Origin of the sequence: Alistipes timonensis JC136 (genome assembly GCF_900107675.1) — a bacterium.
Taxonomy (GTDB): Bacteria; Bacteroidota; Bacteroidia; order Bacteroidales; family Rikenellaceae; genus Alistipes; species Alistipes timonensis.
The window spans coordinates 39,085-65,340 of the sequence record NZ_FNRI01000013.1 but is presented as its reverse complement, the minus strand read 5'-3'; the positions used below and the strand labels follow the sequence as shown (position 1 = coordinate 65,340).

Genomic DNA, 26,256 nt, shown 5'->3' with positions numbered 1-26,256 from the left:
GACAGCGGATAATAGACCATCGGCTTGTCGTAGACCGGTAGCAATTGTTTGCTAACCCCCTTGGTGATCGGGTAAAGACGCGTGCCCGAACCGCCCGCCAATACGATGCCTTTCATAATCAACTAATGGACCTTAACTCACAACTTATCTATATAATTCTGAATACGATTCTGTTGGCTGTTCTTGCCGATCTGTTTACCCTCCAAAGCATATTTCACGACAGCCTCGTCGCTCATCTGGGCGTAAGAAGAAATACCGGACAATAGAAATCCGGATAACAATAAAATGCAGAAAATCCTGTTCATGAATTATTTCACTGTTGGCTGATATGGTTTATTTGAAAACGATCGTCAGAATTTTTTCCCGAAAACAATCGCACAAAACGTATTCGTAAGAACTTTGAGATCGAGCCACCAGGAGCGATGACCCAGATAATAGAGGTCATATTCCAATCTGCGCAGCATCTTTTCCATCGTATCCGTATAACCGTTATAAAGCGTCGCATAGGAAGTCACTCCCGGACGGATCTGATACAGATAAACATAACGCATGTCGTATTCGAGAATCTGGTCTATATAGAATTTCCGCTCCGGCCGGGGCCCTATAAAGGCCATGTCCCCACAGAAGACATTCCATAACTGAGGCAGTTCATCCAGATGGTGGGCACGCAGAAATCGGCCGACTCTCGTCAGGCGGGGGTCATTATCCCCGCCGCTGTGACTTAACTGCGGACCGAATTTTTCAGCGTCGAGCCGCATGGAACGGAACTTATAAATATTGAACGGACGACCGAAACGACCGATACGCTCCTGTTTGAAGATGGCTGGTCCTCCGTCTTCCCATTTGACTGCGATATAACAGATCAAAAATAAGGGAGAGAATAGAATCAATGCCAACCATGCCAGCAAACAATCTGCCACCCGCTTCACCTGGCGCGTAAATGAAGACATGCCGTCCGGAATGAAACGGTCTTTGGGAACATATTTGCTCACAGGGGTCGAGACTTCGATATCCTCATCGAATTTCGGATGCCGGTTCTTTAGCTTGCAGGCCCATCTCGCATAAGCATTATTATCCACCGCATCCGATATTCGAACGTGCAAATCCGAATCGGAAGTCGATGGCAAAACATTCGCTCGTTGCAGCAGCAACGGAATGGCATCTTCCCCGACCAAAGTACAGGGCATCTGCATTTTTTTGGAAAATCCCCGCAGGCACATGCAACCCTGTGCTTTTACAAACAATCGCAGGCTATAAGCCGAAAGACCGTATGCAACCCAGGCATCTACCGAATCCAAAAAATACAGATGCAGGAAAGAGCCGTCATTCTTATATTCATTGAGCGTGATAACGTCCGAAATCATTTGTGTAGACTGCCCCATGATAAATCGTATAAATTTGAAGATTCGCTTCCTGTTATGTGAATTCGCTGATCGTCCTTCTGTACCAGTGTTTGTATAGTTCGGGAGCGAGCGCCGGAACCGTCAATATCTCGTAATCGGGACCGGCTGTCCGCAGGATATGCCCTCGGGAATACGCTTGCAGATCCGCATCCGTAACGGAGGCCATTACCACAGGAAAAGGATAATCCCTGAAGTTGAAGACAGCAGTTTCATGCCGGGGAAACAGACGGCACAGCTGGCAGGCCGAATGCTCGAAGGCAACCCAATATCCTCCAGTATTATACAGGTGGACGAGTGTTTCGTTGTTCTTTTCCCGGTCGAGGATTTCTTGCTGATGAGCTGCCAGGAAGGACATCAACCTCATTCCCGGCGATTCGGACAATTGAGACTGTTGAGAAATTCCGTACATTGTTTTCGATATGCTATGAACCACTTGCCAATGCCGCTCCGCTGTCGGGACAATGTCCCAGCCACCGGTCGTAATCGTCCAACCGTTGCAGAAGCCGCTTTTTAGTTTTCCGGAGAGCGGCGGTGTCACCTCGCCACGGGTCAATGAGTTCGTGAGCCTGGGCATAATAGAACCGATTGTCCGTACAGCCATAAAGCGTAACGAGCAGCAATGCCCGGGACTGCTCGGCCTTGACCAGCGGAAGGATGCTCCGGACCGTGCCGCAGAGACGCTCATACGCCTCGGTCTGGCCGAGAATGGCATAAGCCGGAAGCAACAGCGCATAGAGTTTACAACGCATTACGTCGCTGTCCATCTGCAGGTTACCATACAGACGCAATGTTTCGCAAGCCAGAGTCCGGTCCTCGTCAGTCACCCCCTCCGGACTATGATAGCGTCTCAGAGCCTCGTGCAACCCCGATTGCAGGCGTTCGTTGTCCAGCCGATTATATAGATGTTTGCCTTCGTTATTCAGGGCGATGACTTCGTATTCGCCGGAACGGACATGCAGCAGAGGAACCCACAGCCAGTTTTCGACACACACGACCAAATCTTTCTGTCCGGCACCGGGCTGAATGGCAACACACGCTTCGACACCCTTGAAACGCCCTGCGGTAATGCGCACCTTGTCGCCTTTCATAAGACGCTTCGTTTCGGGGACATAAACAGGGAGTTCATTGGAATAGGCCCGGGCGACCCATTGCAGATTCAGCATCTCCTTATCGGACAGATAAGGGTAATAACTGTGCTGCCCGTTCTTTACGCGCGGCAGGAAATTGTACTGCGGCAATACCTGCTTCATACGATAAAGCTCGTTCTCCGATGACCGGATAAAGACATAGTTGTAGAATAACGACCGGTGTGTGTCGATAAGACGGTCCCCCTCATGCCTTACCTCCCGGTAGGAAGGGGCAAAGAATTCGAATGCCGGCTCACCATTACGGAGCCGACGCTCCAATTCCCGTTGCAACCCGACGGCCGGTCCCCGGTGACAGAGGGGAAGCGTCAGCACATACCATCGAATGGCATGGCTGTTTTTCATACTTGCAAGTTGTTCGGGGGAGGACACAAAAAGAGGTCCGATGCGCTCCTCCAAGATCTCCTTCATCGCTCTTTACGAATGGATTGAATCTGTGGTACGGGCACATCGCGGCCATGTCAGAAAGCATTTATAATGCTCTGATATTTAATCATTTGCTGATGCGCCCCAAGTATTCCCGGAAAAATTCTCACTCTCGACAATCTGACGCAGATACCGGAAATACAAGTTTTGCTATGTATAGTTTCTTTCCAAGAAACCATAATTCGGCCTAAAGCAATGATTATCCTATATATAAGAGTACAATACGCCCTTTTATGACAACATTCTTTTGTATTATCCTTATTTATATTAGGTTGAAAGACCGACCGGAGGTGTCGGAATAAAAAAAATTGTTGGACATATCTAAAAATGCGAACCATTGACGTAAATCACTAATTTACAGCCTATTTTGTGAGGGGGGGGGATTTTTTATAATAAAAAATGAGCCAGTTTTGTTTGGTCCTTTGGACAATAATACATACTTTTGCCCAGTCACTTATGGTTTCTTGGAAAGAAATCACATTATTTCAGTCGGCCAACTCACGATTCCCAATCTCCATAAAAATACCTCATATACAGAATCATTGCAACCACTTCTTTTTGCTTTGCAAGATTTAGTATCTCGATGCTCAGGGATTTTAGCGCACGGGACCGCTGTTCCAAAGCGGCATTTGAGCGCAAGACGCTGAAAATAAACCGTTGCCTTTTCGTTACCTATTGTCTTATACAAAAATGTAACGACCCGAATTATCGAATCGTTACATTCTTTCACTCCCGCTCCGGAAAGAGCGGCTTTTTTATTTCAGACCCGTCAGCAGGGCGAAGAGGGAACCGAAGAGGAAGAAAAATTTGCTGAGTTTGAGCCGCAGCGAACGGTAGCCGCGGTACTTCTGGGTTTTGACGGTGTTGATGCTGATGCCCAGCCGGCGGGCGATCTCGGCGCCCTTGAACCCGGCGATCGAGAGGCGGATGATCCGGCTCTGCTCCGAAGGCAGGGCGTGGATGTCGCTGTAAAGCCGGCGAATAACCTCCTCCCCGACCATTCCGGCAAGCAGTCCGGTATCGGCTTCGGGATCGAAGTGGGGGGGGGAAACTTCGTCGCGCACCTGCTGTTCGTGCATGTTCCGCAGCAGCGACTCGCGGTTGCTGCGGTCGCGCCGGTAGGCCAGCGAATTGTGGTAGACCGAACGGTAGAGATAAGCCGCAAGTTCGGGAAGCACCGAAAAGGTCCGGTCCGACTGCCACATCCTGAGCAGCAACTCCTGGACGAGATCCTCGGCGAACGCGGCATCGCCCGTGAGCGACGCCGAATAGGCACAGAGCGCCTTGTAGTAACGGGCGTAGAGCTCCTCCCAGGCAACGGGCTCCTTCCCGTTGACCCGGCTCACGAACTCTTCCGATTCCGTTGGTCTTATCTCCATGACAACTTATTCCGACTTGCGCAAAACGTTTGGCGTGCTTTGCAAAAACCCTCCAAAAAGAGCGTTGCAACGAGGGGTTTGCTCGCAAATATAAGTATTTTGAACCATATATATATGCGTTTCGGACATTTTTCTGTACGAACCGGACAAAGCCCGGCGTTACATTTTTCAACAAAAAAACGAACCGGAACGACATTTATTCCGAATTCCGACCACCGATATAATAAATCGTCGCAAAAAGTTGCATTTCAATTATATTTTCCTAAATTTGTATTATCCGAATCATACCGCAAATTCTTATGGAAAAACGTGAACTTTTACTCGGAGACGAAGCCCTCGCGCTGGGGGCGCTCCATGCGGGACTGTCGGGCGTCTATGCTTATCCGGGTACACCCTCGACCGAAATCACCGAATATATCCAGGATCATCCCCTCGCCGTCGCGCGCGGCGTCCACCGCACGTGGTCGTCGAACGAAAAGACGGCCATGGAGGAGGCGCTCGGCATGTCGTTCGCCGGCAAACGCGCGCTGGTCTGCATGAAACACGTGGGACTGAACGTGGCTGCCGACGCCTTCGTCAACGCGGCGATGACCGGGGCCAACGGCGGACTGGTGGTGGTCGTGGCCGACGACCCTTCGATGCACTCCTCGCAGAACGAGCAGGATTCGCGCTTCTACGGAAAATTCGCCCTCGTGCCGACTTTCGAACCCTCCACCCAGCAGGAGGCTTACGATATGGTGAAAGCCGCGTTCGAACTTTCGGAACGGTTCCGGATTCCGGTGCTGATGCGCCTGACGACCCGCATGGCCCACTCGCGGGCGGTGGTCGAAGTGACGGAACCTCGCGCCGAAAACGAACTGCACTCGCCCGCCGAAACCCGCCAGTGGGTACTCATGCCGGGCAATTCGCGCGTGCGGTACAAGATCCTGCTGGACGACTACGCCCGACTGGAGACGGAGGCTGCCGCAAGCCCGTTCAACACCTATACGGAGGGTCCGGACAAACGGCTGGGCATCATCGCCTGCGGCATCGCCCATAATTACGTGATGGAGAACTACCCGGACGGCTGTCCGCATCCGGTGCTGAAGCTGTCGCAATACCCGCTGCCCCGCGACCTGGTGCGGCGCATGGCCTCGGAATGCCAGGCGTTGCTCGTCGTCGAGGAGGGGCAGCCCGTCGTGGAGGAGGCCGTGCGGGGCGTACTGCCCGGTCCCCTGCCGATCCGGGGACGCCTGACGGGCGAACTGCCCCGCACCGGGGAGCTCACGCCCGACAGCGTGCGCGCGGCCCTCGGAATGTCCCCGCACCGGACACACGCCGCCAGCGAGATCGTCGTGCCCCGCCCGCCCGCACTGTGCCAGGGATGCGGACACCGCGACATGTACACCGCACTGACCGAGGTGGTCCGCGAGGAATATCCCGCCGGCAAGGTTTTCAGCGATATCGGCTGCTACACGCTGGGGTGGCTGGCTCCGTTCCACGCCATCGACACCTGCGTGGACATGGGGGCCTCGATCACCATGGCCAAAGGCGCCGCCGACGCAGGACAGCACCCCTCGATCGCCGTGATCGGCGACTCGACCTTCACCCATTCGGGCATGACGGGACTGCTGGACGCCGTGAACGAGCGGGCGAACATCACGGTCATCATCTCGGACAACCTCACGACAGGCATGACCGGAGGCCAGGATTCGGCCGGCACGGGACGCCTCGAGCAGATATGCGCCGGCATCGGCGTCGACCCGGCGCACATCCGCGTGACGGTGCCGCTGCCCAGGAACCGCGAGGAGCTGAAGGCGATGATCCGCGAAGAGATCGCTTATCCGGGCGTCTCGGTCATCATCCCGCGCCGCGAATGCATCCAGACCGCCAAAAAACATAACACGGCAAAAAAGTAAAGGCTTATGAAACGCGACATCATACTCTCAGGAGTCGGAGGACAGGGAATCCTCTCGATCGCCACCGTCATCGGACGGGCGGCCCTCGCCGAAGGGCTGCAGTTGAAGCAGGCCGAAGTCCACGGCATGAGCCAGCGGGGCGGCGACGTTCAGTCGAACCTGCGCATCTCCTCGTCAGCGATCCATGCGGACCTCATCCCGCGGGGCGAGGCCGACCTCATCGTCTCGCTCGAACCGATGGAGGCGCTGCGCTACCTGCCGTGGCTGGCGTCCGACGGCTGGGTCATCACCAACACGGTCCCGCTGGTCAACATCCCCGACTACCCCGACGCCGATGCCCTGCAACGCGAACTGGAGGCGCTGCCCCACGCGGTGACGCTCGACATCGACGCCTTGGCCAAGGCCGCGGCATCGCCCCGCTCGGCCAACATGGTGCTGCTGGGCGCCGCGGCGCCGTTTCTGGACATCGACGCCGCGAAGCTCGAAGCGGGCATCCGCGACATCTTCGCCCGCAAAGGCGAGCAGGTGGTGGAGATGAACCTCGCGGCATTCCGCGCCGGGTATGAAGCGACCCAAAAACAGGCAAAACGATGAAAATACCTTTCGACAGGTCCTACCTGCGCTCCGCGCTGGAGCGGATGGACATTGCAGACATCGCGCAGGCCACGATCCGCCAGTCGGGCGACATCGCCCGCATGATGGAGCGCGAAACCGGCGCCGAGTTCCTCCATCTCGAAATGGGCGTGCCGGGACTGCCTCCCGAGCGGGTGGGCGTCGAGGCCGAATGCGCGGCCCTGCGAAGGGGCGTTGCGTCGCAGTATCCCGCCATGCCCGGCATCCCGGAGCTGAAAACCGCGGCTTCGCGCTTTATCGAGGCCTTTCTCGACGTGAAGGTCGCCCCCGAAGGGTGCGTCCCGACCGTCGGGTCGATGCAGGGCAGCTTCACCGCATTCCTGATGTGCTCGCAACTCGACCCGGCCAAGAACAAGATACTCTTTATCGACCCCGGATTCCCCGTGCAGCGCAGTCAGGTGCGCATCCTCGGCATCCCCTCGGAGTCGTTCGACATCTACGACTACCGGGGTGAAAAGCTGGGTCCGAAGATCGAGAGCTACCTCGCCGCGGGCGACGTGGCGGCCATCGTCTACTCGAACCCCAACAATCCGGCGTGGATCTGCCTGACGGAAGACGAACTGCGCACGATCGGCGGGCTGGCCACGAAATACGACGCCGTCGTCATCGAGGACCTCGCCTACCTCTGCATGGATTTCCGCAAACCGCTGGGACGTCCTTTCGAGGCGCCCTATCAGCCCACCGTCGCCCGCTACACGCAGAACTACATCCTGCTGGTCTCAGGATCGAAGATATTCAGCTACGCCGGACAGCGAATCGCCGTGGCGGCCGTCTCCGAGACGCTCTACCGCCGCGAATACCCGGCCCTGCGCCGGCGTTACAACATCGGACGGCTGGGCGACGCCTTCGTGCTGGTCTTCCTCTACGCGGCTTCGTCGGGCACGAGCCACTCGGCGCAGCACGCCCTGGCGGCGATGTTCCGCGCGGCGGCCGACGGCGAATTGGATTTCGTAGGCGAAGCCTCGGAATACGCCCGCCGCGCCCGGCTCACCAAGGAGGCGTTCCTCCGCCACGGCTTCCGCATCGTCTACGACAAGGACCGGGACGAGGCCGTCAGCGACGGATTCTTCTACACGGTGGGCTACGGCGGGATGACCAGCGCCGAACTGCTGAGCGAACTGCTGCTCTGCGGCATCTGCGCCATCTCGCTCACCTCGACCGGCAGCCGTCAGCACGGCATCCGGGTCTGCGTCTCGCAACTGAACCGTCCCGAACAGTTCGACCTGCTCGAAGAACGTTTGCAAATATTCGCCGAAACCCATAAATAGACGATTCCATGCGCTTTACGACTGCCGCGGAGGCGGTAAAACTCATCCGATCCAACGACAGCGTCTACATTCAGGGCAGCACCTCGATTCCCGAGGTGCTCGTGGCCGCGATGGCCGACCGGGGCCCGGAACTCCGGGGCGTGAAGGTCTACTCGGCCTTCGCCGTGGGAGCCTTCGAGGCACCCTACTGCCGGCCCGAATACCGCGATTCGTTCCTCGTGAACAGCCTCTTCGTGGCCAACAACATCCGCCGCTGGCTGGCCGACGGCTGCGGACAGTCGATCCCGGCCTTTCTGGGCGAGATTCCGGGGCTGTTCCGCGACGGCACGCTGCCCCTCGATTTCGCGCTCATCAACGTCTCGCCGCCCGACGCCGAGGGCTACTGCTCGTTCGGCGTCTCGGCCGATCTGGCGGTGTCGGCGGTGGAGTGTGCGAAGACCATTATCGCGCAGGTCAACAAGGCGATGCCCTACTCTTACGGCGACGCCGTGATCCACTCCTCGCGCTTCGCCGCGGCCGTGGAGGTCGACTCCCCGCTGGTGGAGGTCCCGACGGCCGTGCCCACCGACACCGAGCTCAAAATAGGAAACTACATCGCCGAACTGATCCCCGACGGAGCTACGCTCCAGATCGGCGTCGGCGGCATCCCCAACGCCGTGCTGGGGGCCCTCCGCGGCCACAAGCACCTGGGACTGCATACCGAGGCGATGACCGACGGCGTGCTGCCGCTGCTGGAAAGCGGCGTGATCGACAACTCGCAGAAAGCGGTGATGCCCGGCGTGACGGTGGCGTCGCTGGCCCTGGGTTCGCGCCGGCTGTACGACTACATGGACTACCGCAAGGACCTGGTGATGAAGGACGTGGCGTGGACCAACGATCCGTTCCGCATCCGGCAGAATCCCCGGGTCATGGCCATCAACTCGGCCGTGGAGGTGGACCTCACGGGTCAGGTGTGCGCCGACTCGGTCGGCGAACGCATCATCTCGGGCGTAGGCGGTCAGCACGACTTCATGTACGGCGGAGCGCTGTCCGAAGGGGGCAAAACCTTTATCGCCATCCCCTCGGCCACGCCCAAAGGCGAGTCGAAGATCAAAGCGCTGCTGACGCCCGGCGCGGGGGTCGTCACGACGCGCCACATGGTCCAGCACATCGTCACCGAATACGGCGTGGCGCACCTGCGGGGCCGCAACCTCGCCGAGCGGGCCCGGGCGCTGATCGCCATAGCCCACCCTTCAGTCCGCGAAGAGCTGGAACGCGCCGCCGCGAAGCGCTTCGGCTACTCGTTCCTGCGGCTCAAACCGTAACCCCGACCCGGGCCGCTCCGCCGGATGCTCCTCCGGCCGGACGCCGGAACGGCTGACAAACTGTAAGCACCGATCAGTCGGAGAGGGGGTCTATTTTATTGATTTTCGATAAAAATAAATTGTTTTTCAAAAATTAATCCCTATATTTGTCCCCAAGTGCGTAACAAACCGTTACCCGGCAACCCTCACCCGACTGCGGACAAACTATGATCAAACTGGAAAACATCAACAAAACCTATAACAACGGCTCGCCGCTTCACGTGCTGAAGGGCATCGACCTCGAGGTCGGCAAGGGCGAACTGGTGTCGATCATGGGAGCTTCGGGTTCGGGCAAATCGACCCTGCTGAACATCCTCGGCATCCTCGACGACTACGACAGCGGCAACTACTACCTCGCGGGGCGTCTGATTAAGAACCTCAACGAAACGCAGGCCGCCGCCGCACGCAACCGGATGATCGGCTACATCTTCCAGTCGTTCAACCTCATCAACTACAAAAACGCCGTCGAGAACGTCGCCCTGCCGCTCTATTACCAGGGCGTCGCGCGCCGCAAACGCAATGCGCAAGCGCTGGAATACCTCGACATGCTGGGCCTGCGCGACTGGGCCGCACACATGCCCAACGAGATGTCGGGCGGCCAGAAGCAGCGCGTGGCGATTGCCCGGGCGCTCATCAACCAGCCCGAGATCATCCTCGCCGACGAGCCTACGGGTGCATTGGACAGCGTCACCTCGCAGGAGGTGATGAACCTGCTGCGGCGGGTCAACACCGACATGGGCATGACCATCATCTGCGTCACCCACGAGCAGTCGATCGCCGACCAGACCGACAAGATCATCCGCCTCAGGGACGGCGTCATCAGCAGCATCGACCAAACGGGCCTCGGAAAACGATGAGGGAACTGCTGCTGGAGATCTGGACCTCGGTGCGGCGCAACAAGCTGCGCACGTTCCTCACGGGCTTCTCGGTCGCGTGGGGCATCTTCATGCTGGTGATCCTGCTGGGCTCGGGCAACGGACTGAAGAACGGCGTGCTGGCCAACTTCGACGACTATGCCACCAACTCCATAGACCTCTACGGCGGCCGGACCTCCAAGCCGTGGATGGGTTACGAGAAAGGCCGCCGCATACGGATGTGGAACAGCGACCTGGAAATCCTCAAACGGGAGTTCCCCGAGGTCGAGGAGGTCTCGGCCAACAAATGGCTCGACGGCAAGAAAGCCACCTACGGACGCGAGTTCACCCAAGTCTGGCTGCGGGGATCGCTCCCGAAAGTGCAGCAGATGGAGGGCATCAAACTCTCGGCCGGACGCTACATCAACGACGCCGACGTGAAGAACTACCGCAAGGTCATCGTCATCGACGAACCGATGCGCCGCATCCTCTTCAAAGGCGCCGACCCGCTGGGCAAGCAGATCAAAGTCGGGGGCCTCGTCTTCACGGTGATCGGCATCGAAAAGGGCGACGCCCAGCGCAACAACTCCTCGTGCACGATCCCCCTCACGACCGGACAGCTCATCTACACGGCCAACAATCCCGAGGTCAACAACGTCATCCTCACGCTGCGGGGCGTCGACACCGACGAACAGATGGAGGATTTCGAGAAACGCCTCATCAGCCGCCTCGCCGCCGAACACCACTTCGCCCCGGACGACCGGAGCGCCATCTGGATCAACAACACGATGGAGATGTACAAGAACATGATGGTCGTCTTCGGGGGCATCAACCTCTTCGTCTGGATCATCGGCCTCGGGACGCTGCTGGCGGGCATCGTCGGCGTGAGCAACATCATGCTGGTAACCGTCACCGAGCGCACCGCCGAATTCGGCATCCGCAAGGCTCTCGGGGCCAGACCGGCGTCGATCATCCGCCTGATCCTCACCGAATCGGTCCTGATCACCGCGGCGTTCGGCTACCTGGGGATGGTGCTGGGCGTGGCCGTGATGGAGACGGTCAACTACCTGCTCAACCAAATGCCGTCGCAACAGACCGAGGGCGGCATGAATTCGGTGTTCCTCGACCCGACGCTCGATCTGGGCGTAGCCGTGAGCGCCACGGTGGTACTGGTCGCCGCGGGCCTCATCGCCGGGTACATCCCCGCCTACCGCGCGGCACAACTGAAAACGATCGACGCTCTGCGTTACAACAAATAAAGCCATGTCCTTTTTCGACACAGACCGCTGGAACGAAATCTGGCAGACCATCGCCCGGAACCGCAAGCGCAGTATCATGACTGCGCTGGGGGTCTTCTGGGGTATCTTCATGCTGACGGTGATGCTGGGCGCGGGGATGGGTCTGGGACGTCTGTTCCGGGCGCAGCTGGGCGACATGTCGACCAACACGCTGCTCATGCAGCCCCAGCAGACCGGCATCCCCTACAAGGGCATGCCCAAAAACCGCTGGTGGTGGATGAACAACGAGGATGTGGAGACGGTGAAGCGGCTGCCCCAGGTGCAGTACGCCTCGGCGGTGCTCTGGGGCCGCGAGGTCCACGCCAGCTACCGGGAGCACAAGGGCGACTACACGCTGATGGGGTACACCCCCGACTACCAGAAAATCAATCCTCAGAAAATCCTCTACGGACGCTTTATCAACGAGGTCGACATGGTGCAGAAACGCAAATCCTGCGTCATCGGCACCCAGGTCTGCAAGGACCTGTTCCCCGGCGGAGAGGACCCCACGGGCAGGATCATCAAACTGAGCAACACCTATTTCCGGGTGGTCGGCGTGCTGCGCAAACAGAGCACCGCGATGTCGTTCAGCGACGTCGAGCGCACGATCGTGGTCCCCGTGTCGCTCGCGCAGCAGATGTTCGGGCGCGGCAACGGCATCGACATGCTCGCCGTGGCGGGCCGCGACGACACTCCGAGCAAGGAGGTCGACAAGGCGTGCCGCGAAGCGGTCTTCGCACGCCACATCATCTCCCCGGACGACGAAAAAGCCGTCTGGTCGATGGCCACGGCCGAGATTTTCGAGAAGGTGATGGGGCTGTTCAACGGCATCGCGCTGCTGACGTGGATCGTGGGACTCGGAACGCTGCTGGCGGGCATCGTCGGCGTGAGCAACATCATGCTGGTGCTCGTGAAGGAGCGCACGCAGGAGATCGGCATCCGCCGCGCGCTGGGCGCCCCGCCCCGGGCCATCATCGGACAGATACTCTCCGAGAGTTTCGTGCTCACGTTCATCGCAGGAGTGCTGGGGCTCACGACGGCCGTGGGCGTGCTCTCGGTGGTCGACTCGATCTACTACCAGGCCGTCACCGTGGCGCAGGACGGATTCGAGATATCGTGGATGATCTCGTTCGGCACGGGAATGCTCGCCCTCGTGATCCTCGTGGCAGGCAGTCTGCTGGCGGGCGTCATCCCCGCGACCCGCGCCCTGAAAATCAAAGCCGTGGACGCCATACGCGAAGAATAAGAACAAATATCAATACACAGCCCTATGAAAAAGTTTCTGAAGATTTTTGCCGGAGTGCTCTTCGCAGCGCTTTTACTGGGAACCTTCTGGTTCCTGTGGCAGAAAACCCGTCCGGTGAAGGTCGTCTACACGATCGTACAGCCCAAACTGGACACGCTCAAACAGTTCGTGGTGGCCACGGGCAAGGTCGAGCCGCGCGATGAAGTGATGATAAAACCCCAGATTTCGGGCATCATCTCCGACGTCTACAAGGAGGCCGGGCAGTCGGTGCGCAAAGGCGAGGTGATCGCCACGGTGAAGGTCGTACCCGAAATGGGCCAGCTCTCGAGCGCCGAATCGCGCGTGTCGGTGGCCGAGATTTCGCTGGCGCAGACCCGCCGCGAGCACGACCGCACGACGGCCCTGCACGCGAAGGGCGTCGTCTCGAACGAGGAGGCCGAACAGAGCCGCACGGCCCTGGCAAAAGCCGAAGAGGAGCTGCAGAACGCCAGGGAGAACCTCGAGATCGTGAAGAACGGCATCTCGAGCCGCTTCAAAGAACTGAGCAACACGCAAATCCGTTCGACGATCGACGGCATGATCCTCGACGTGCCGATCAAAGTCGGCAACTCGGTGATCCAGGCCAACACGTTCAACGACGGCACGACGATCGCCACGGTGGCCGACATGTCGAACATGCTCTTCCGGGGCAACGTCGACGAGACGGACGTGGGCAAGCTCAACGAGGGCATGCCCGTAAAACTCACCATCGGAGCGCTGCAAAACGTCGAACTGGACGCCCGGCTGGAGTACGTCTCGCCGAAAGCCACTGAAGACAACGGCGTGGTGCTCTTCGAGGTCAAAGCCGCCGTGACGGTGCCCGCCAAGGTCTTCGTGCGGGCGGGTTACAGCGCCAACGCCAGCGTGATGATCGAGAGCCGCGAAGGGGTGCTGACTCTCCCGGAGAGCACCGTGGAGTTCGAGAACGGCAAGAGCTATGTCCATGTGCTGACCAGCGCCGAGGGGGCCGAGGAGCAGACCTTCGACAAACGCGAGGTGCAAATCGGCCTTTCGGACGGCATAAACATCGAGATTAAGGAGGGCGTGACCGCCGGGGACAACATCCGCGGCGTCAAAGAAGACAAAAAGAAAAAGTAACCGCAAAAATACCGCATGATGAAAACCGGCATCTTACTCGCGGCCCTGTTCGCCGCCACGGCGGCCTGTGCGCAGGGTGCGGCCCCGGAGAGCCCCGGACAGTCGCCCGCGGCGGGCATTCCCTGGACGCTCGACGACTGCATCGGCTTTGCCCAGCGCAATAATCTCGACGTTCAGCGACGTTCGCTGCAGGTAGAGAAGAGCGACGTGGAACTCTCGACAGCCAAATACAGCCGCCTGCCCGACCTGAACGCTTCGGTCGGCGCCGACGCCTCGTTCGGCCGCGTGCTCTCGAGCGACAACACCTACCAGACAAAGAACCAGACCTCGGGATCGCTCAACGTCTCGGCCTCCGTGCCGCTGTTCCAGGGCATGCGCATCAACCATCAGGTCAAAGCCGGAAAGCTGGACCTGGCGGCTGCCGTGGAAGACCTGGAGCGGGCCCGCGAGGATGTGGCGATCCATGTCATGACGCTCTATCTGGAGGTGCTTTATAACAAGGAGATGGTCGGCGTGGCCGAACGCCAGCTGACGCTGAGCACACAGCAGGCCGAGCGGAGCCGGGCGCTGGCGGCCGCGGGCAAACAGCCCGAATCGACCGTCTACGAGAGCGACGCCCTCGTTGCCAGCAATCGCATGACCCTCACGCAGGCCCGTAACGACCTGCAACTGGCGCTGCTCAACCTGAGCCAGGCCCTCAACCGCGAAAGCGCCGCCGGTTTCGACATCGTCGATCCGGCACTCGACAGCGTGGCGCTCGCCGCGCTCCACCGCCTCGGTTCGGCCGACGATGTCTACGCCTACGCCGCCGAGAACCGTCCCCACATCCGCGCCGAACGGCTGCGACTGGAGAGTTCGGAACATTCGGCAGCCATCGCCCGCTCGGCCCTCTACCCCTCGCTGTCGCTCTCGGGCGGCTACGGCACGGGAGTTTACAGCGCCGATCAGGACAAATTCTGGACCCAGATGCGCCACAACAGCCGCGAATACGTCGGCGTCTCGCTCAACGTCCCGATCTTCAACCGCCGGGCCACGCGCAACAGCATCCGCACGGCGCAGATCGCCGTACGCAGCCAGCAGTTGGCCGTCACCGAGGCCGAACGCGAACTGCGCAAACTCATCGAACAGGCGTGGTACAACGCCGACGCCTCCTACGCCAAGTACCGGTCGGCCGAAGCCGCCGCGGCGTCGGCCCGGATCGCCTTTGCCTACGAGGAGCGGAAAGCCGAAGCGGGCCGTTCGACAGTGTTCGACTTCAACGATGCCAAAACGCGCATGGAGAAGGCCGAGGCCGACGCCGTGCAGGCCAAATACGAGTTCGTATTCCGTTCGAAGATACTCGACTTCTACCGCGGGAAGCCGCTGCAACTCTGAAAAAGAGGGTGCCGGATAAACATTTTCAAACAAATAGGACGACCTGAAACGGTCGCCCTATTGCTTTCCGGGACATCAGTCCCAACAAAGTCCCGGGAAGTCTCCGGTAGTAGGTCCCAGGCTTCCTCCGGCAGGAAAGCCCTTCGTGCGTCACTGAAATCTGTGTTTATCCCAGCAATACAAAGGTAAAATAAAATATTTAATCGCACAAGCAGTCGGGCGTTTTTGTTTCCATTGCCGACCGAATTGTTATACACAGAATACTTTTCGTACGGCAAAAAGGCGGCAATCCGGAAAATTTGCCCTACTTTTGCAGCGATTTCAACGGCAAACAGATGGAATGGCTTAAAGAATTGCTCGTCGAGCACTCGGCACTGCAGGCCGTCGTGGTGATCTCGCTCATCTCGACGATCGGTATCGGTCTGGGCAAGATCCGCTTTTTCGGCATCTCGCTCGGCACGGCTTTCATCTTCTTCGTGGGGATCATGGCCGGGCATTTCGGACTGTCGCTCGACCCGGCGATGCTGACCTACGCCGAGAGCTTCGGACTGGTGATCTTCGTCTACGCCCTCGGCCTGCAGGTGGGCCCGGGCTTCTTCAGTTCGATGCGCGTCGACGGACTGCGGCTGATGTCGCCGGCCATCGCCGTCGTGCTGCTCGGCACGGCGCTGGCCGTGGGACTGAGCTACGCATTCAAAGTCCCGATGTCCGACATGTCGGGCATCCTCTGCGGCGCGACGACCAACACTCCTGCGCTGGGCGCTGCGCAGCAAGCCCTGCAACAGATGGGAATGGACGTCAACGGCGCCGCACTGAGCTGTGCCGTGGCCTACCCGCTGGGCGTCGTGGGCGTAATTCTGGCCATGGTTTTCCTGCGCAAACTCTTCGTGCGTCCCGCGGACATGCCGGGTCCCGACGCCGAACACCACAAGAACGTCTTCATCGCCAGCTACCGCCTCACCAACCCCGCCGTTTTCGGCAAGAGCGTGCACGAGATCGCGGCCCACAGCCACCACCATTTTGTCATTTCGCGCCTGTGGCGTGACGGGCGGGTGTCGATCCCCACGTCGGACATGACGCTCGATGCGGGTGACGTGATCCTCGTAATCACCACCCCCGGCGATGCCGACGCCCTGCGGCTGATCTTCGGCGAGCAGGAGCAGAAGGACTGGAACAAGGAAAACATAGACTGGAACGCCGTGGACCGCCAGCTGATCTCGCAGCGAATCCTGGTGACGCGCCCCGAGATCAACGGCAAGAAGCTCTCGCAACTGCGCCTGCGGAACAACTACGGCATCAACATCAGCCGCGTCTACCGTTCGGGCGTACAACTGTTGGCGACGCCCGACCTGCGGCTCCAGATGGGCGACCGCCTGACGGTGGTGGGCGAAGCGCAGGCGATCCGCAACGTCGAGAAAATCCTCGGCAACGCCGTGAAGAGCCTCAACGAACCCAACCTCGTGGCGGTCTTCATCGGCCTGATCCTCGGCCTGACGCTCGGAAGCATCCCCATCGCGATCCCCGGCATTTCGATCCCCGTGAAACTCGGACTCGCGGGCGGCCCGATCATCGTCGGCATCCTCATCGGCACGTTCGGCCCCCGACTCCACATGATCACCTACACCACACAGAGCGCCAACCTGATGCTGCGCGCCCTGGGGCTTTCGATGTACCTCGCCTGCCTCGGACTCGACGCCGGGGCGCACTTCTTCGAGACCGTCATGCGGCCCGAAGGCGCGCTGTGGATCGCCATCGGCTTCGTGCTGACTTTCGTACCGGTGGTACTGGTCGGACTGTTCGCCCTCCGGGCGCTGAAAGTCGATTTCGGATCGGTGTCGGGCCTGCTGTGCGGCAGCATGGCCAACCCCATGGCCCTCAACTATGCCAACGACACCATCGAAGGCGACAACCCCTCGGTCTCCTACGCCACGGTCTACCCCGTCTGCATGTTCCTGCGCGTGATTATCATTCAGGTGATGCTGATGCTGGTGCTTTAGCCTCCGGCGGAGTGCCCTGCGGCACGGACGGCGTGTTTTGCGATGCAGGCGGCACATCGCCCTGCGGCGCCGGAGCGCGCAGCGACGCGATGTCCTCGCCCGAAGGATTCTGGAAGACCCGCAGCCCGAATTCCGGGATCACGGCCAGCACATGGTCGAAAACATCCGACTGTATCCCCTCGTAATCCACCCAGACAACCGTATCGGTAAAGAAATAGAGCTGCATCGGAAGTCCCGTTTCCGTCGGCTGCAGTTGACGCACCATCAGCGTCATGGATTTGTTCACCGGCACCTCGTTCTGCAGGTAGCGCACCAGGTAGGCGCGAAAGACCCCGAGATTGGTCTGGTGCAGTCCGTTGACCCGCCGTTCGGCGGTCCCGATACCGTGCGCGGCGTTGTAGGCCTCGATCCGCTGTTCGGTCTCGTCGACATAGTCTTTGATAAGGTCGATGGTGCGGTAGTGGTCCAGCATCTCGGGCGTGCAGAAACGCACGCTGGTCATGTCGATCGACACCGAACGCATCACGCGGCGGCCTCCCGAGAGCTGCATGGCGTGCCAGTTCGTAAAGGAGTCGGTCGTCAGCAGGTAGGGCGGCAGCATGACGAGCGTGTTGTCCCAGTTGCGGATTTTGACCGTCGTGAGCGACACCTCCTCGACATTTCCGTCGGCGCCGTACTTCGGGACCGAAATCCAGTCCCCGACTTTAAGCATGTCGTTGGCCGCAAGCTGGATGCCCGACACGAATCCGAGAATGCTGTCGCGGAAAATCAGCATCAGCACGGCCGCCGAAGCGCCCAGCCCCGTGAGCAGGATGGCCGGCGACTTGTTCATAAGGATCGAGACGATCAGGATGGTGCAGATCAGCGCGGCGATTCCCTGTGCCGTCTGCCGCAGGCCTTTGATGGGTTTGTTCTGCCACGCGGGGCGCGATGCGGCGAGGTGGAAGGCGGCGTAGAGCAGGGCATTGACGAAGCGAAATACCGTGACGACGATATAAACCTCCATAAGCCGCATCACGATGACGCGTTCGGTGGATTTCTCCTCGAAAACGACCGGCAGCATAACCGCCAGCAGGATGGCGCTCAGGATATGGCACATGCGGTTGAGGACCGGAACGCTGAATAGCGTGTCGTCCCATTTGGCCCGGGTGCGCGTGACGAGCTTGCGCACGCCGCGCACTATTCCCCACCGCAGCAGCAGGTCGAAAACCACGGCTGCCAGCACGACCAGCGCAAAGGCCACCCAGTGATCCCAACCGTCATCGGCAGCCGACGTCGCCCCCAGCCACTCCAGCAGGGAGTCGGTCCAACGTTTCAGATGTGTTTGCATACCCGGCCCGTATCAATTTTCGGGCCTTAGGCGGAATTGCGGCCGAAAACCCGGAAACAACGCCGGTTCGGACAACGGAATCAGCCGAGGATCAACCCGATCTCGCCTTCGAAATTGGGTGTAAAAATCCCTTTGCCCAGATTTTCGCGAATCTCCGACACAGGCCAGAAACGTCCGCCGTCGAGTTCGCCGCTCGGACGGACCGGACCGTCGCAGACCGCGCGGTAGACATGGACCAGTTCGCGTTCGCGCTCCGAGCGGAACTCATAGACGGCGACCGCCTCGGGCGTGAACTCCGTGATGCCCAGCTCCTCGCGGACCTCGCGCCGCAGGGCTTCGGCAATCGTCTCGCCATAGTCGACATGCCCGCCCACGGCCGTGTCCCACCGCCCGGGCTGAATGTCCTTCCAGGCAGGGCGCTTCTGCAGATAAAGTTCTCCCTTCGAATTGAAGACGTGAAGGTGCACGACCGGATGCAGCAGCATCGACCCGCCGTGGCACTCGCCGCGCGTGGCGCTGCCGACGACCGTTCCGGCTGCATCGACGACGGGAAAAATCTCTTCGCTGTTATCGCAGTTCATGACGGGGATATTTATGGATGTAGATCATCACGGCAGCCATGCCCAGCAGCGCGAAAGCCGCGCCGGGGAGCGCCGTGTATTCGTAACCGAGTGTATGCTCGATCGGCAGACCGCCGACGTAGGCCCCCAGGGCATTGCCCAGGTTGAAAGCCACCTGCACGAGGGCCGCGCCGAGCATCTCGCCGCCGCGCGAATTTTCGAGGATCAGCAATTGCTGGGGTGACGACACGCAAAAGAGGCAGGCCGTCGTGAGGCACATCAGCGCCAGCGAGAGGTAGCGGACATGCGCCCCGAAGAAGATGCCGACGAGTGCCAGACAGGCCGTGCCGAGCGTGAAGCGCACAACCTTCTCGGGTGTAAAGCGGTCTGCAAAGTGGCCGCCGACGATGTTGCCCGCGAACATACCGAAGCCGGCAAGCATGATGATGAGCGTCAGGTCGTCGGGCCGGAATCCGGAAGTGTGAATCATCAGCGGACTGACATAACTGTACCAGCAGAAGATGCCCCCGTTGCCGAGCATCACCGACACCAGCACCAGCCACGGAGCAGCGCTTTTCAGGAACCGGAACTGCCCTTTCAATCCCGTGTCGGGCAGCGCAGGCAGGGCCGGAACCCATAATTTCACGAGCAGCATGGCCACGGCGCCCCATACGGCGACGATGCCGAACGTGGCACGCCATGTCACGGCGCCGCTGATATAAGTTCCCAGCGGCACGCCGAAGAGGTTGGCGACAGTCATACCCACGACCATGATCGACACGGCCTCGGCGCGCTTGCCCTTGTCGGCGACACGCTCGGCGACGATCGATCCCACGCCGAAGAAAGCTCCGTGGGGAAGTCCCGAGACAAAACGCATGACCAGCAGGGTCCAGTAATTCGGTGCAAGCGCCGCGCAGGCGTTTCCGAGGATAATCAGGCCTGTGAGGACCAGCAGGATATGCTTGAGCGGCCGCGTGCGGGCTACCAGCACCGTGAGGGGCGCCCCGAAGCAGACGCCCAACGCATAGGCGGAGATCAGGTGTCCCGCCTCGGGGATCGAGACGCCGAGGCTGCGGGCGATGTCGGGCAGAATGCCCATCATCACGAACTCCGCCATGCCGAGCGCAAGCGTCCCGAATGCCAGGGCAATCAGACTTTTTTTCATCGGAAGATATGCATTAACAACTAACCGGTTGCAAAAATAGCACAAAAAAGGTGAAAAGTTTTTGCGACTTTTCACCTTTTTTCAATTTTTCAAAGCTTGGGCCCCGACTCCCGCGGTTGTCCCACCTCGAAGCCCAGCACCCGCATCCACTCCACGGTGGCGGCATCGACCAGCTCGTTACGGTCGGCCCAGCGGCGTTCCTCGATCAGCTTTTTCTTGCGCTCTTCGAGGTTCTTCAGCAACGGAAAATCCGGATGGGGCAACAGCGACCTGGCCTCGCGCTGCGACGGACGTATCCTGCGGTCGAAAACGTCGGCCTGCGTCGGGCGCCGCGCTCCCTCCCACTTGAAGCCCTTGAGGAAAAGCTCCTGATCGGGCGGAATCTTGTCCATCGGATAGATGTTCCAGTCGGGGTCCTTGCGGTAGACAATCGTGATGACCTGCTTGTCCTCGATGTAGAACGAGCAGTCGCCGCTCTCGATGACGCCGACACCCGTGATCTGGGGCGGTTCACCGTCCTGCATGTAGTAGATCGTCTGGGCATTGCCGTTGACATCGTTGCGGTAAATGGCATTGTCGCGGAAATAAGCCGTCATCTGCTTGCCGGCCACCTGGTTGTAATGGAGCGTATCCAGTTCGGAGACCATCATGGGGCTGCCGACGAACTCGGCGCGCGTGATCTGCTGGTTCTCGGTGAAAATATCCATCACGTCGGAGGTGATCTGGTTGGACTGGTTCCACAGCACGGGATCGATGTACATGTGGATTGTCGAGTCGGTGCTGATGGCCGTGATCGAGTCGCAGACCGCCTGGAAGTCCGAACGGTAAATGCGCACGTCGCGGAAGCCTTTCAGCAGACGGTAGACCGAATCGGCCGGCATGGCCAGCGAATCGATCGAATCGGCGGGAATCGTCATCGCAAGCGAGTCGGCGGCCAGCGAATCAGCCGTCTGCATCAGCAGCGAATCCATCTCCATAGCATTGCGGTCGATCAGCGAGTCGATCTCGTGCAGCGCCGTAGAGTCGATCGGCATCACCTTGCCTTTGCGCGCCGCACGGGCCTGACGGGCGCGGAGTTTCGACTCGGCTTTAAGCTTGCGGGCCGCGAGGCGCTTCTCCTCGCGCTCCTTCTGGGCCAGCAGTTTGGCCGTGGCCTTCTCCTGCCGCTTGGCGGCTATCTGTTCGAGTTTCTCCTTTTTGGCTTTGGCCTCGGCAGCCTTCAGGGCGGCTTTGGCTTTGATTTCCTGCTCTTTCAGATAGGCTTTCCGGGCGTCGCCGACCAGCGTGTCGAGGGGATTGATCGCCGGAACAGCCAGCGAGTCGGTCCCCCGCAGCGAATCGGGAAGCTCGGGACGGCTCAGCGAGTCGAGCATTCGGGACCGCTCCACGGAATCGGCCCCGGAGAGGGGCTCCGTGTGTCCGGGCGAGTCCGTCACGGACCGGCTGACCGACAGGGAATCGACCCCGTGAACAGGCCGTCCGCCCGTGGAATCGGGGGACAGAAGCGCCAGTGAGTCGGCTTTCGCCGCCTCGGCAGCCCGGCGCAGGGCATTTTCGTTGATCGTAAAGAGAAACATCGAGTCGGCGCGCATGAAGAGCGAATCGCCCTGCGAGAGGTCGTAGCTCACCACGGCAGGCCGCCGCGTCAGGATCGCGTTGCCCGGCTCCTTCCAGTATTCGCCGTAGTCGCCGAAAGCCAGCACCTTGTGTTCGGTATCGTCCAACTGAAGGTCATGCCGCAGAATCACGTGGTCCTTGGCGCGGTAGAAATCGAGGCTGTCGCTCCACATCTCCTGCTTCTCGGTCAGAATATAGCCGTTGCGCGTAACGATATAGAGCGTATCGAGCTTGTCGTACGAGCCCCGGTCGGCATAAAGATAGTCGCCGTCCTTGTTCCAGATATTGGTGTGCTCGAAGAAGAAGGCATTGTCAGTGGCCATGTTGTAGACCACCGAATCGCCTTTGAGTTCATACTCGTCGTTGCGCATCTCCACACGGTCGACGGCGATCAGTTCCTTCGTATCGGCGTAATAGAATCCGCGGACCGATTCGAGCAGGTTCTCGCGGTTCAGCATTACGCCGCCGTTGTCGAACTCACCGACGTTGCTCTTGGTGTTGAAGAGGAATTTATAGGTGTAGAGCGTCGCATCGCCGTCCACGACCTTAATGATGTCGGAATAGACCCGCGCCTCGTTCACATTGCCGTCGTACTCGGCCCGGTCGCCGTAAATGTAGGTCGTATTCTTGTTGATGAGCACGTTGCCGAAGAACTCGATGCGCATGTCCGAATAACGGACGGCCGAGTCGCAGGTGATGACGGCGCCGTTGTGCTGGGCGGCGAAATTGCCCACCAGGAAGACCACCGAATCGCCCGGGGCGATGGGGCCCATCAGGTCCGATTTGAGGTCGATGAGCTTCTTCTCGCCCTCCGGCTCCGCAGGGGCCTGCATGCCGCTGCGCGCCGAAAGCACGCCGGCGGCAGCCAGCGCCACAGCGGCTATGGACACGAGCCTGCGCACGGCCTATTTCACCCAGTGTTTGTTCTCGAACTCCCCGTCGCGGAACTCGGGATCGATGAAGACGTACATGCCGTCGATCTTCTTCGACAGCCACTCCCGGAAGACGCGCTCCTGCTTGTCCTGCAGGGCCATCTCCTCCAGCCGCAGGTAGTCCTCGTTGAGCGAGGCCGTATGCGTGGGGATGATCTCCACGAGTTTGACGATCTTGGCCATCTGGTTGCCGAGCATGTCCTCCGTGAGGTAGGCGTCCGACACCTCTCCGGGTTTCAGCCGGTTGAGGGCGTTGTAGTCGTCGAGGCTTTTGAAGCGGCCGAAATCCTCTTTGAGGAACTTCGTGACGGTCAGTTTGGCGTCGAAAGCGTTGAAACGCTCCAGAATGTCGTGGTTCGAAACGATGCCGCCGTTCATCTTCGACTGCGCGTCGTCGGAGTATTGCAGGGCCGCTTTCTCAAAGGAGAGCGAATCCTTGTGGATCAGGTTGGCGATGCTGTCCAGCAGGTTGAGCGACTCGCCCAACTCCTCGGTCGTATAGACCGGGCGCAGCAGGATGTGGCGGAAATGGTACAACTGGCCGCGCTTGTCCAACAACTGGATGATGTGGAATCCGAACTGCGACTCGACGACCTCGGAGATCTGTCCGGGCTTCATGTTCTCGAGCGCCGCGGCGAACGACGGGTCGAGACTGGCCAGCGGCGAGGGGTCCATCTCACCGCCGCGCATCATCGTACCCGGGTCCTGCGAGTACATGCGGGCGAGGTTCTCGAACTTCGCCGAGCCGGTGATGACACGCTCGCGCATATCCAGCAGACGCTCACGGGTGCGCTGCTTGGCGGCGGTCATCGACTTGGGGAACTTGGTGATCTGCGCATAGACGTACTGGTCGGCGATGGTCGGCAGGCTGTCCTTCGAAATCGACTTGTAGAACCGCTCGACCTCGCCCGGGATCACCGAAACCTTGCCCACCACTTCGCTCTGCATGGAGTTGGCATAGGACTGCTCCTCGTAGCGCTGGCGCATGATCTCGCGGATGTTGAAGATCGGCATGTGGTGCTTGGCCTCCAGCGCAGGAATCGAGCCCTCCATGTCGACCATCTGCTGCACCTGCTCCTCGACGCGGGACATGATGTCGCCGTCGTTGATCTTCACGGAGTCGATCTGCGCCTGATTGTAGAGCAATTTCTGGGTCATCAGCGCCTCGAGCGCCTCGTTCATCGGATCGCGGTCGGACGTATAGCCCTCCTGCCGGCGCTGTTCGGTGAGCTGGCGCGCATATTCATCCACCTCGGAGTAGAGGATCGACGAACCGCCCACCACGGCCACCACCTTGTCGAGCATCACCTGTCGTTTCTGCGCAAGGGCCCCTGCGAACAGCAGGGCGAGCGCCGCGGCCAATATACCTTTTTTCAACATCTCGGTTTCGTTTATCGTTTTTTATTCAATTGTCTTCTTTTTTCCCGTTCCCGTCGTCGAAGATTTTCACTTCGCCGTTCTCCGCAGCCCGGGCGCAAAGCTCCTCCTCGTGCCGGCGGATGATCTCGCCCTGCCGCTGGTTGAACAGGATGCGGCGGATGGTCCCCCGCAGCCGTTCGGGCGGAATCGGCTCGCCCTCGCGCCGCACGTCCTCGATCTGGAAGTAATAGTGCGAATGGCTGTCGCGCATCTCCTGCACGGCCGTCGAGGCCAGCAGCGGGTCATAGGACTGCGACCGCGGCGTCGGCAGGTAGTTCAGGAAATCCGTAAAATCGACCCACTGGTCGCGGAAGTCGCTGACCGTAAATCCGTTTTTCTCGCAGATGTCGCGGAAATCCTGCTGCTGGGCCTCCGTTTTGGAAGCCATCAGCGTTTTGAGTTTCGCGGCCTGGCGGTACCCCTCGGCGAAACGGACGATGCGGCCTTTGACGATCGTCCGGTCGAGTTTGAAGTCGGCCTTATGGGCGTTGTAGTAGGCCGCGATCTCGTCGGCGGTGAACACCGTGTCGATCGAGCGGTCGACGTAATGCTGGTCCAGTTTGCGGATCAGCAACGCCTGCCGGTACTCCTCGACCATTTTGTCGATATCGGCCGCCGAGGAGGAGAAGAGCGTCCCCGCCTCCTGCAGTTTGAGCTGTTTGACCACCCAGCGGTCGACGTAAACCCGCATGAAGGCCGCGCTGTCGTCGCCCGTGAGCCCCTGCGGAACCACCGAGCGGACATCGCCCATTTTCAACTCCTTGCCGCCGGCGCGCGCAATGGTCGTACCGCTCGCGAAATAACGGGGCAGCTCCCGGCAACCCGCCAGCAGCAGCACACCCGCCGCGACCGTTATTTTCGCTCGCAAATTCATATTCCGAAGGGCAAAGATACGTTTTTTACTTGTAAGTAACGCAGCGAACGGCCGGATTATTACGCCGCGGACGGATTTTTCATCCGCCGCAGCGTACGCAGCATCATGTAACCCGAGACGGCCGTGAGCGCCAGCGCCGCGATATAGATCAGGACGTAGAGCGTGCGGCTCTCCACCAGTTCGATCAGCAGGGCGTTGCCGTGCCCGGTGACCATCGCCAGATAGGCCACGGCGTTGTTCAGGGCGTGGAGGATCATCACCGACCACATCGAATCGGTCGCCAGGTAGACGTAGCCGAGTATCAGCCCGATAACCGAAGCGCCGATGACCTGCGCGGGCTGCCCGTGGAGCACCCCGAAGAAAAGCGACGACACGAGCCAGGCCGTGACCACGCCGTAACGTGCACGCAGCGAACTCAGCACCACGCCGCGGCAGATCAGCTCCTCGAACACCGGGGCGAAGACGACCAGCGAAAGGATGGTCCAGAATCCGCGTCCCACATTGAGCGACAGCTCGGGCAGCAGGTTCAGGAGGGGTTCGAGCACCACGCCGACGGCGAAGATCAGCACGAAGGCCCACAACAACAGCGCAGGGTTGAGCCCACGGACCGAGAAACGCGCCCACGGACCGCTGCCGCCCCGCGCGCGCCGGTAATAGAGGATGCCGGCGAGCACAAGAGACATCGAGCAGAAATAGAGCGCCGCCATCAGTTTGCCCAGGGCGGCGGGCTCCATCGCCTTATAATCGAATCCGTGTCCGGCCAAAAGCATGAAGAGCACCGCCGCGGTGCCCACGACGATCTGCGCGCCGAGCCCGATGCCCAACAAGGCGAGCATATCGCCTACGGTCGGGAATTTGCGGCGGTCGTGCAGCTCCCCAGTCCCGGTTTCCGCCTGCGCCTCCGCAGCCGCTTCGCGCTCCGCAGCCGGAACCGTCGTTTTTTTTTCTTCCATAGTATCGTGTAACTATCAATTCGTTC

General features: G+C 59.9%; 22 protein-coding genes. 10 read left to right on the top strand and 12 right to left on the bottom strand.

Annotated features, from left to right (window positions below; genetic code table 11):
- From BLU78_RS13660 to BLU78_RS13640, 5 genes are all read right to left on the bottom strand, one after another.
- The coding region (locus BLU78_RS13660) for a sugar phosphate nucleotidyltransferase (protein ID WP_244886515.1) at positions 1-116 on the bottom strand (116 nt) is incomplete at its 3' end.
- Between the two features lie 234 nt (positions 117-350).
- Positions 351-950, bottom strand: a complete 600-nt coding sequence (locus BLU78_RS14035) for a sugar transferase (RefSeq protein ID WP_143029416.1) — start codon at positions 948-950, stop codon at positions 351-353.
- A gap of 466 nt (positions 951-1,416) precedes the next feature.
- Positions 1,417-1,812 carry a hypothetical protein gene (locus BLU78_RS13650; RefSeq protein ID WP_010264450.1) on the bottom strand — a complete coding sequence of 132 codons (396 nt, stop codon included), beginning with the start codon at positions 1,810-1,812 and terminating at the stop codon, positions 1,417-1,419.
- A 13-nt stretch (positions 1,813-1,825) separates the two neighbouring features.
- Positions 1,826-2,959, bottom strand: coding sequence for a transcriptional regulator (locus BLU78_RS13645; protein ID WP_010264453.1), 1,134 nt, complete (start codon positions 2,957-2,959; stop codon positions 1,826-1,828).
- Positions 2,960-3,729: 770 nt separating this feature from the next.
- Positions 3,730-4,353, bottom strand: coding sequence for an RNA polymerase sigma factor (locus BLU78_RS13640; protein WP_010264456.1), 624 nt, complete (start codon positions 4,351-4,353; stop codon positions 3,730-3,732).
- A 299-nt stretch (positions 4,354-4,652) separates the two neighbouring features.
- Between BLU78_RS13640 and BLU78_RS13635 the strand changes: the two genes are divergently transcribed.
- The 10 genes from BLU78_RS13635 to BLU78_RS13590 all read left to right on the top strand — a co-directional run bounded on the left by BLU78_RS13635 (position 4,653) and on the right by BLU78_RS13590 (position 17,380).
- Complete coding sequence (locus tag BLU78_RS13635) at positions 4,653-6,251, top strand: thiamine pyrophosphate-dependent enzyme (RefSeq protein ID WP_010264458.1); 1,599 nt, start codon at positions 4,653-4,655, stop codon at positions 6,249-6,251.
- Positions 6,252-6,257: 6 nt separating this feature from the next.
- Entirely contained in the window at positions 6,258-6,845 is a 588-nt protein-coding gene (locus BLU78_RS13630; RefSeq protein ID WP_010264459.1) for an indolepyruvate oxidoreductase subunit beta, read from the top strand.
- Positions 6,842-8,152, top strand: coding sequence for an aminotransferase class I/II-fold pyridoxal phosphate-dependent enzyme (locus BLU78_RS13625; RefSeq protein ID WP_010264461.1), 1,311 nt, complete (start codon positions 6,842-6,844; stop codon positions 8,150-8,152). Before BLU78_RS13630 ends, BLU78_RS13625 begins: the two co-directional genes overlap by 4 nt.
- Before the next feature lie 8 nt (positions 8,153-8,160).
- Positions 8,161-9,456 carry an acetyl-CoA hydrolase/transferase family protein gene (locus BLU78_RS13620; protein WP_010264463.1) on the top strand — a complete coding sequence of 432 codons (1,296 nt, stop codon included), beginning with the start codon at positions 8,161-8,163 and terminating at the stop codon, positions 9,454-9,456.
- A gap of 206 nt (positions 9,457-9,662) precedes the next feature.
- Complete coding sequence (locus BLU78_RS13615; protein ID WP_010264465.1) at positions 9,663-10,352, top strand: ABC transporter ATP-binding protein; 690 nt, start codon at positions 9,663-9,665, stop codon at positions 10,350-10,352.
- A complete protein-coding gene (locus BLU78_RS13610; RefSeq protein ID WP_010264468.1) occupies positions 10,349-11,608 on the top strand; it encodes an ABC transporter permease in 1,260 nt (419 codons plus the stop codon). The genes BLU78_RS13615 and BLU78_RS13610 overlap by 4 nt, the downstream gene beginning before the upstream one ends.
- Before the next feature lie 4 nt (positions 11,609-11,612).
- Positions 11,613-12,872 carry an ABC transporter permease gene (locus tag BLU78_RS13605; RefSeq protein WP_010264471.1) on the top strand — a complete coding sequence of 420 codons (1,260 nt, stop codon included), beginning with the start codon at positions 11,613-11,615 and terminating at the stop codon, positions 12,870-12,872.
- Positions 12,873-12,896: 24 nt separating this feature from the next.
- Complete coding sequence (locus BLU78_RS13600) at positions 12,897-14,009, top strand: efflux RND transporter periplasmic adaptor subunit (protein ID WP_010264474.1); 1,113 nt, start codon at positions 12,897-12,899, stop codon at positions 14,007-14,009.
- Positions 14,010-14,024: 15 nt separating this feature from the next.
- Positions 14,025-15,383, top strand: a complete 1,359-nt coding sequence (locus tag BLU78_RS13595) for a TolC family protein (RefSeq protein ID WP_010264477.1) — start codon at positions 14,025-14,027, stop codon at positions 15,381-15,383.
- Between the two features lie 335 nt (positions 15,384-15,718).
- Positions 15,719-17,380: a putative transporter gene (locus BLU78_RS13590; protein WP_010264480.1), complete on the top strand. Its 1,662-nt coding sequence runs from the start codon at positions 15,719-15,721 to the stop codon at positions 17,378-17,380.
- Here the strand turns inward: BLU78_RS13590 and BLU78_RS13585 are convergent.
- From BLU78_RS13585 to BLU78_RS13555, 7 genes are all read right to left on the bottom strand, one after another.
- Positions 17,349-18,710 (bottom strand): mechanosensitive ion channel family protein, encoded by a 1,362-nt coding sequence (locus tag BLU78_RS13585; protein ID WP_010264483.1) that lies wholly within the window; start codon positions 18,708-18,710, stop codon positions 17,349-17,351. The two genes, BLU78_RS13590 and BLU78_RS13585, sit on opposite strands and share 32 nt — an antisense overlap.
- Before the next feature lie 80 nt (positions 18,711-18,790).
- Positions 18,791-19,291: an NUDIX hydrolase gene (locus BLU78_RS13580; RefSeq protein ID WP_010264486.1), complete on the bottom strand. Its 501-nt coding sequence runs from the start codon at positions 19,289-19,291 to the stop codon at positions 18,791-18,793.
- Positions 19,278-20,435, bottom strand: coding sequence for an MFS transporter AraJ (gene araJ, locus BLU78_RS13575; RefSeq protein WP_010264489.1), 1,158 nt, complete (start codon positions 20,433-20,435; stop codon positions 19,278-19,280). Before araJ ends, BLU78_RS13580 begins: the two co-directional genes overlap by 14 nt.
- A gap of 89 nt (positions 20,436-20,524) precedes the next feature.
- Positions 20,525-22,954 carry an OstA-like protein gene (locus BLU78_RS13570; protein WP_026020780.1) on the bottom strand — a complete coding sequence of 810 codons (2,430 nt, stop codon included), beginning with the start codon at positions 22,952-22,954 and terminating at the stop codon, positions 20,525-20,527.
- A 3-nt stretch (positions 22,955-22,957) separates the two neighbouring features.
- Positions 22,958-24,364 (bottom strand): peptidylprolyl isomerase, encoded by a 1,407-nt coding sequence (locus BLU78_RS13565; RefSeq protein ID WP_010264496.1) that lies wholly within the window; start codon positions 24,362-24,364, stop codon positions 22,958-22,960.
- Positions 24,365-24,389: 25 nt separating this feature from the next.
- Entirely contained in the window at positions 24,390-25,277 is an 888-nt protein-coding gene (locus BLU78_RS13560) for a hypothetical protein (RefSeq protein ID WP_010264499.1), read from the bottom strand.
- A gap of 59 nt (positions 25,278-25,336) precedes the next feature.
- A complete protein-coding gene (locus BLU78_RS13555) occupies positions 25,337-26,230 on the bottom strand; it encodes a CPBP family intramembrane glutamic endopeptidase (RefSeq protein ID WP_020692873.1) in 894 nt (297 codons plus the stop codon).
- Between the last annotated feature and the right edge of the window lie 26 nt (positions 26,231-26,256).

What these genes read in the sequence shown, in the direction of transcription:
- BLU78_RS13555 (WP_020692873.1), bottom strand. Translation starts at nt 26,230, where the DNA reads ATGGAAGAAAAAAAAACGACGGTTCCGGCTGCGGAGCGCGAAGCGGCT.
- BLU78_RS13580 (WP_010264486.1), bottom strand. Translation starts at nt 19,291, where the DNA reads ATGAACTGCGATAACAGCGAAGAGATTTTTCCCGTCGTCGATGCAGCC.
- BLU78_RS13595 (WP_010264477.1), top strand. Translation starts at nt 14,025, where the DNA reads ATGATGAAAACCGGCATCTTACTCGCGGCCCTGTTCGCCGCCACGGCG.
- BLU78_RS13600 (WP_010264474.1), top strand. Translation starts at nt 12,897, where the DNA reads ATGAAAAAGTTTCTGAAGATTTTTGCCGGAGTGCTCTTCGCAGCGCTT.
- BLU78_RS13645 (WP_010264453.1), bottom strand. Translation starts at nt 2,959, where the DNA reads ATGAAGGAGATCTTGGAGGAGCGCATCGGACCTCTTTTTGTGTCCTCC.
- BLU78_RS13635 (WP_010264458.1), top strand. Translation starts at nt 4,653, where the DNA reads ATGGAAAAACGTGAACTTTTACTCGGAGACGAAGCCCTCGCGCTGGGG.
- BLU78_RS13630 (WP_010264459.1), top strand. Translation starts at nt 6,258, where the DNA reads ATGAAACGCGACATCATACTCTCAGGAGTCGGAGGACAGGGAATCCTC.
- BLU78_RS13560 (WP_010264499.1), bottom strand. Translation starts at nt 25,277, where the DNA reads ATGAATTTGCGAGCGAAAATAACGGTCGCGGCGGGTGTGCTGCTGCTG.
- BLU78_RS13605 (WP_010264471.1), top strand. Translation starts at nt 11,613, where the DNA reads ATGTCCTTTTTCGACACAGACCGCTGGAACGAAATCTGGCAGACCATC.
- BLU78_RS13590 (WP_010264480.1), top strand. Translation starts at nt 15,719, where the DNA reads ATGGAATGGCTTAAAGAATTGCTCGTCGAGCACTCGGCACTGCAGGCC.
- BLU78_RS13610 (WP_010264468.1), top strand. Translation starts at nt 10,349, where the DNA reads ATGAGGGAACTGCTGCTGGAGATCTGGACCTCGGTGCGGCGCAACAAG.
- araJ (WP_010264489.1), bottom strand. Translation starts at nt 20,435, where the DNA reads ATGAAAAAAAGTCTGATTGCCCTGGCATTCGGGACGCTTGCGCTCGGC.
- BLU78_RS13640 (WP_010264456.1), bottom strand. Translation starts at nt 4,353, where the DNA reads ATGGAGATAAGACCAACGGAATCGGAAGAGTTCGTGAGCCGGGTCAAC.
- BLU78_RS13585 (WP_010264483.1), bottom strand. Translation starts at nt 18,710, where the DNA reads ATGCAAACACATCTGAAACGTTGGACCGACTCCCTGCTGGAGTGGCTG.
- BLU78_RS13565 (WP_010264496.1), bottom strand. Translation starts at nt 24,364, where the DNA reads ATGTTGAAAAAAGGTATATTGGCCGCGGCGCTCGCCCTGCTGTTCGCA.
- BLU78_RS13650 (WP_010264450.1), bottom strand. Translation starts at nt 1,812, where the DNA reads ATGTACGGAATTTCTCAACAGTCTCAATTGTCCGAATCGCCGGGAATG.
- BLU78_RS13625 (WP_010264461.1), top strand. Translation starts at nt 6,842, where the DNA reads ATGAAAATACCTTTCGACAGGTCCTACCTGCGCTCCGCGCTGGAGCGG.
- BLU78_RS13620 (WP_010264463.1), top strand. Translation starts at nt 8,161, where the DNA reads ATGCGCTTTACGACTGCCGCGGAGGCGGTAAAACTCATCCGATCCAAC.
- BLU78_RS14035 (WP_143029416.1), bottom strand. Translation starts at nt 950, where the DNA reads ATGTCTTCATTTACGCGCCAGGTGAAGCGGGTGGCAGATTGTTTGCTG.
- BLU78_RS13615 (WP_010264465.1), top strand. Translation starts at nt 9,663, where the DNA reads ATGATCAAACTGGAAAACATCAACAAAACCTATAACAACGGCTCGCCG.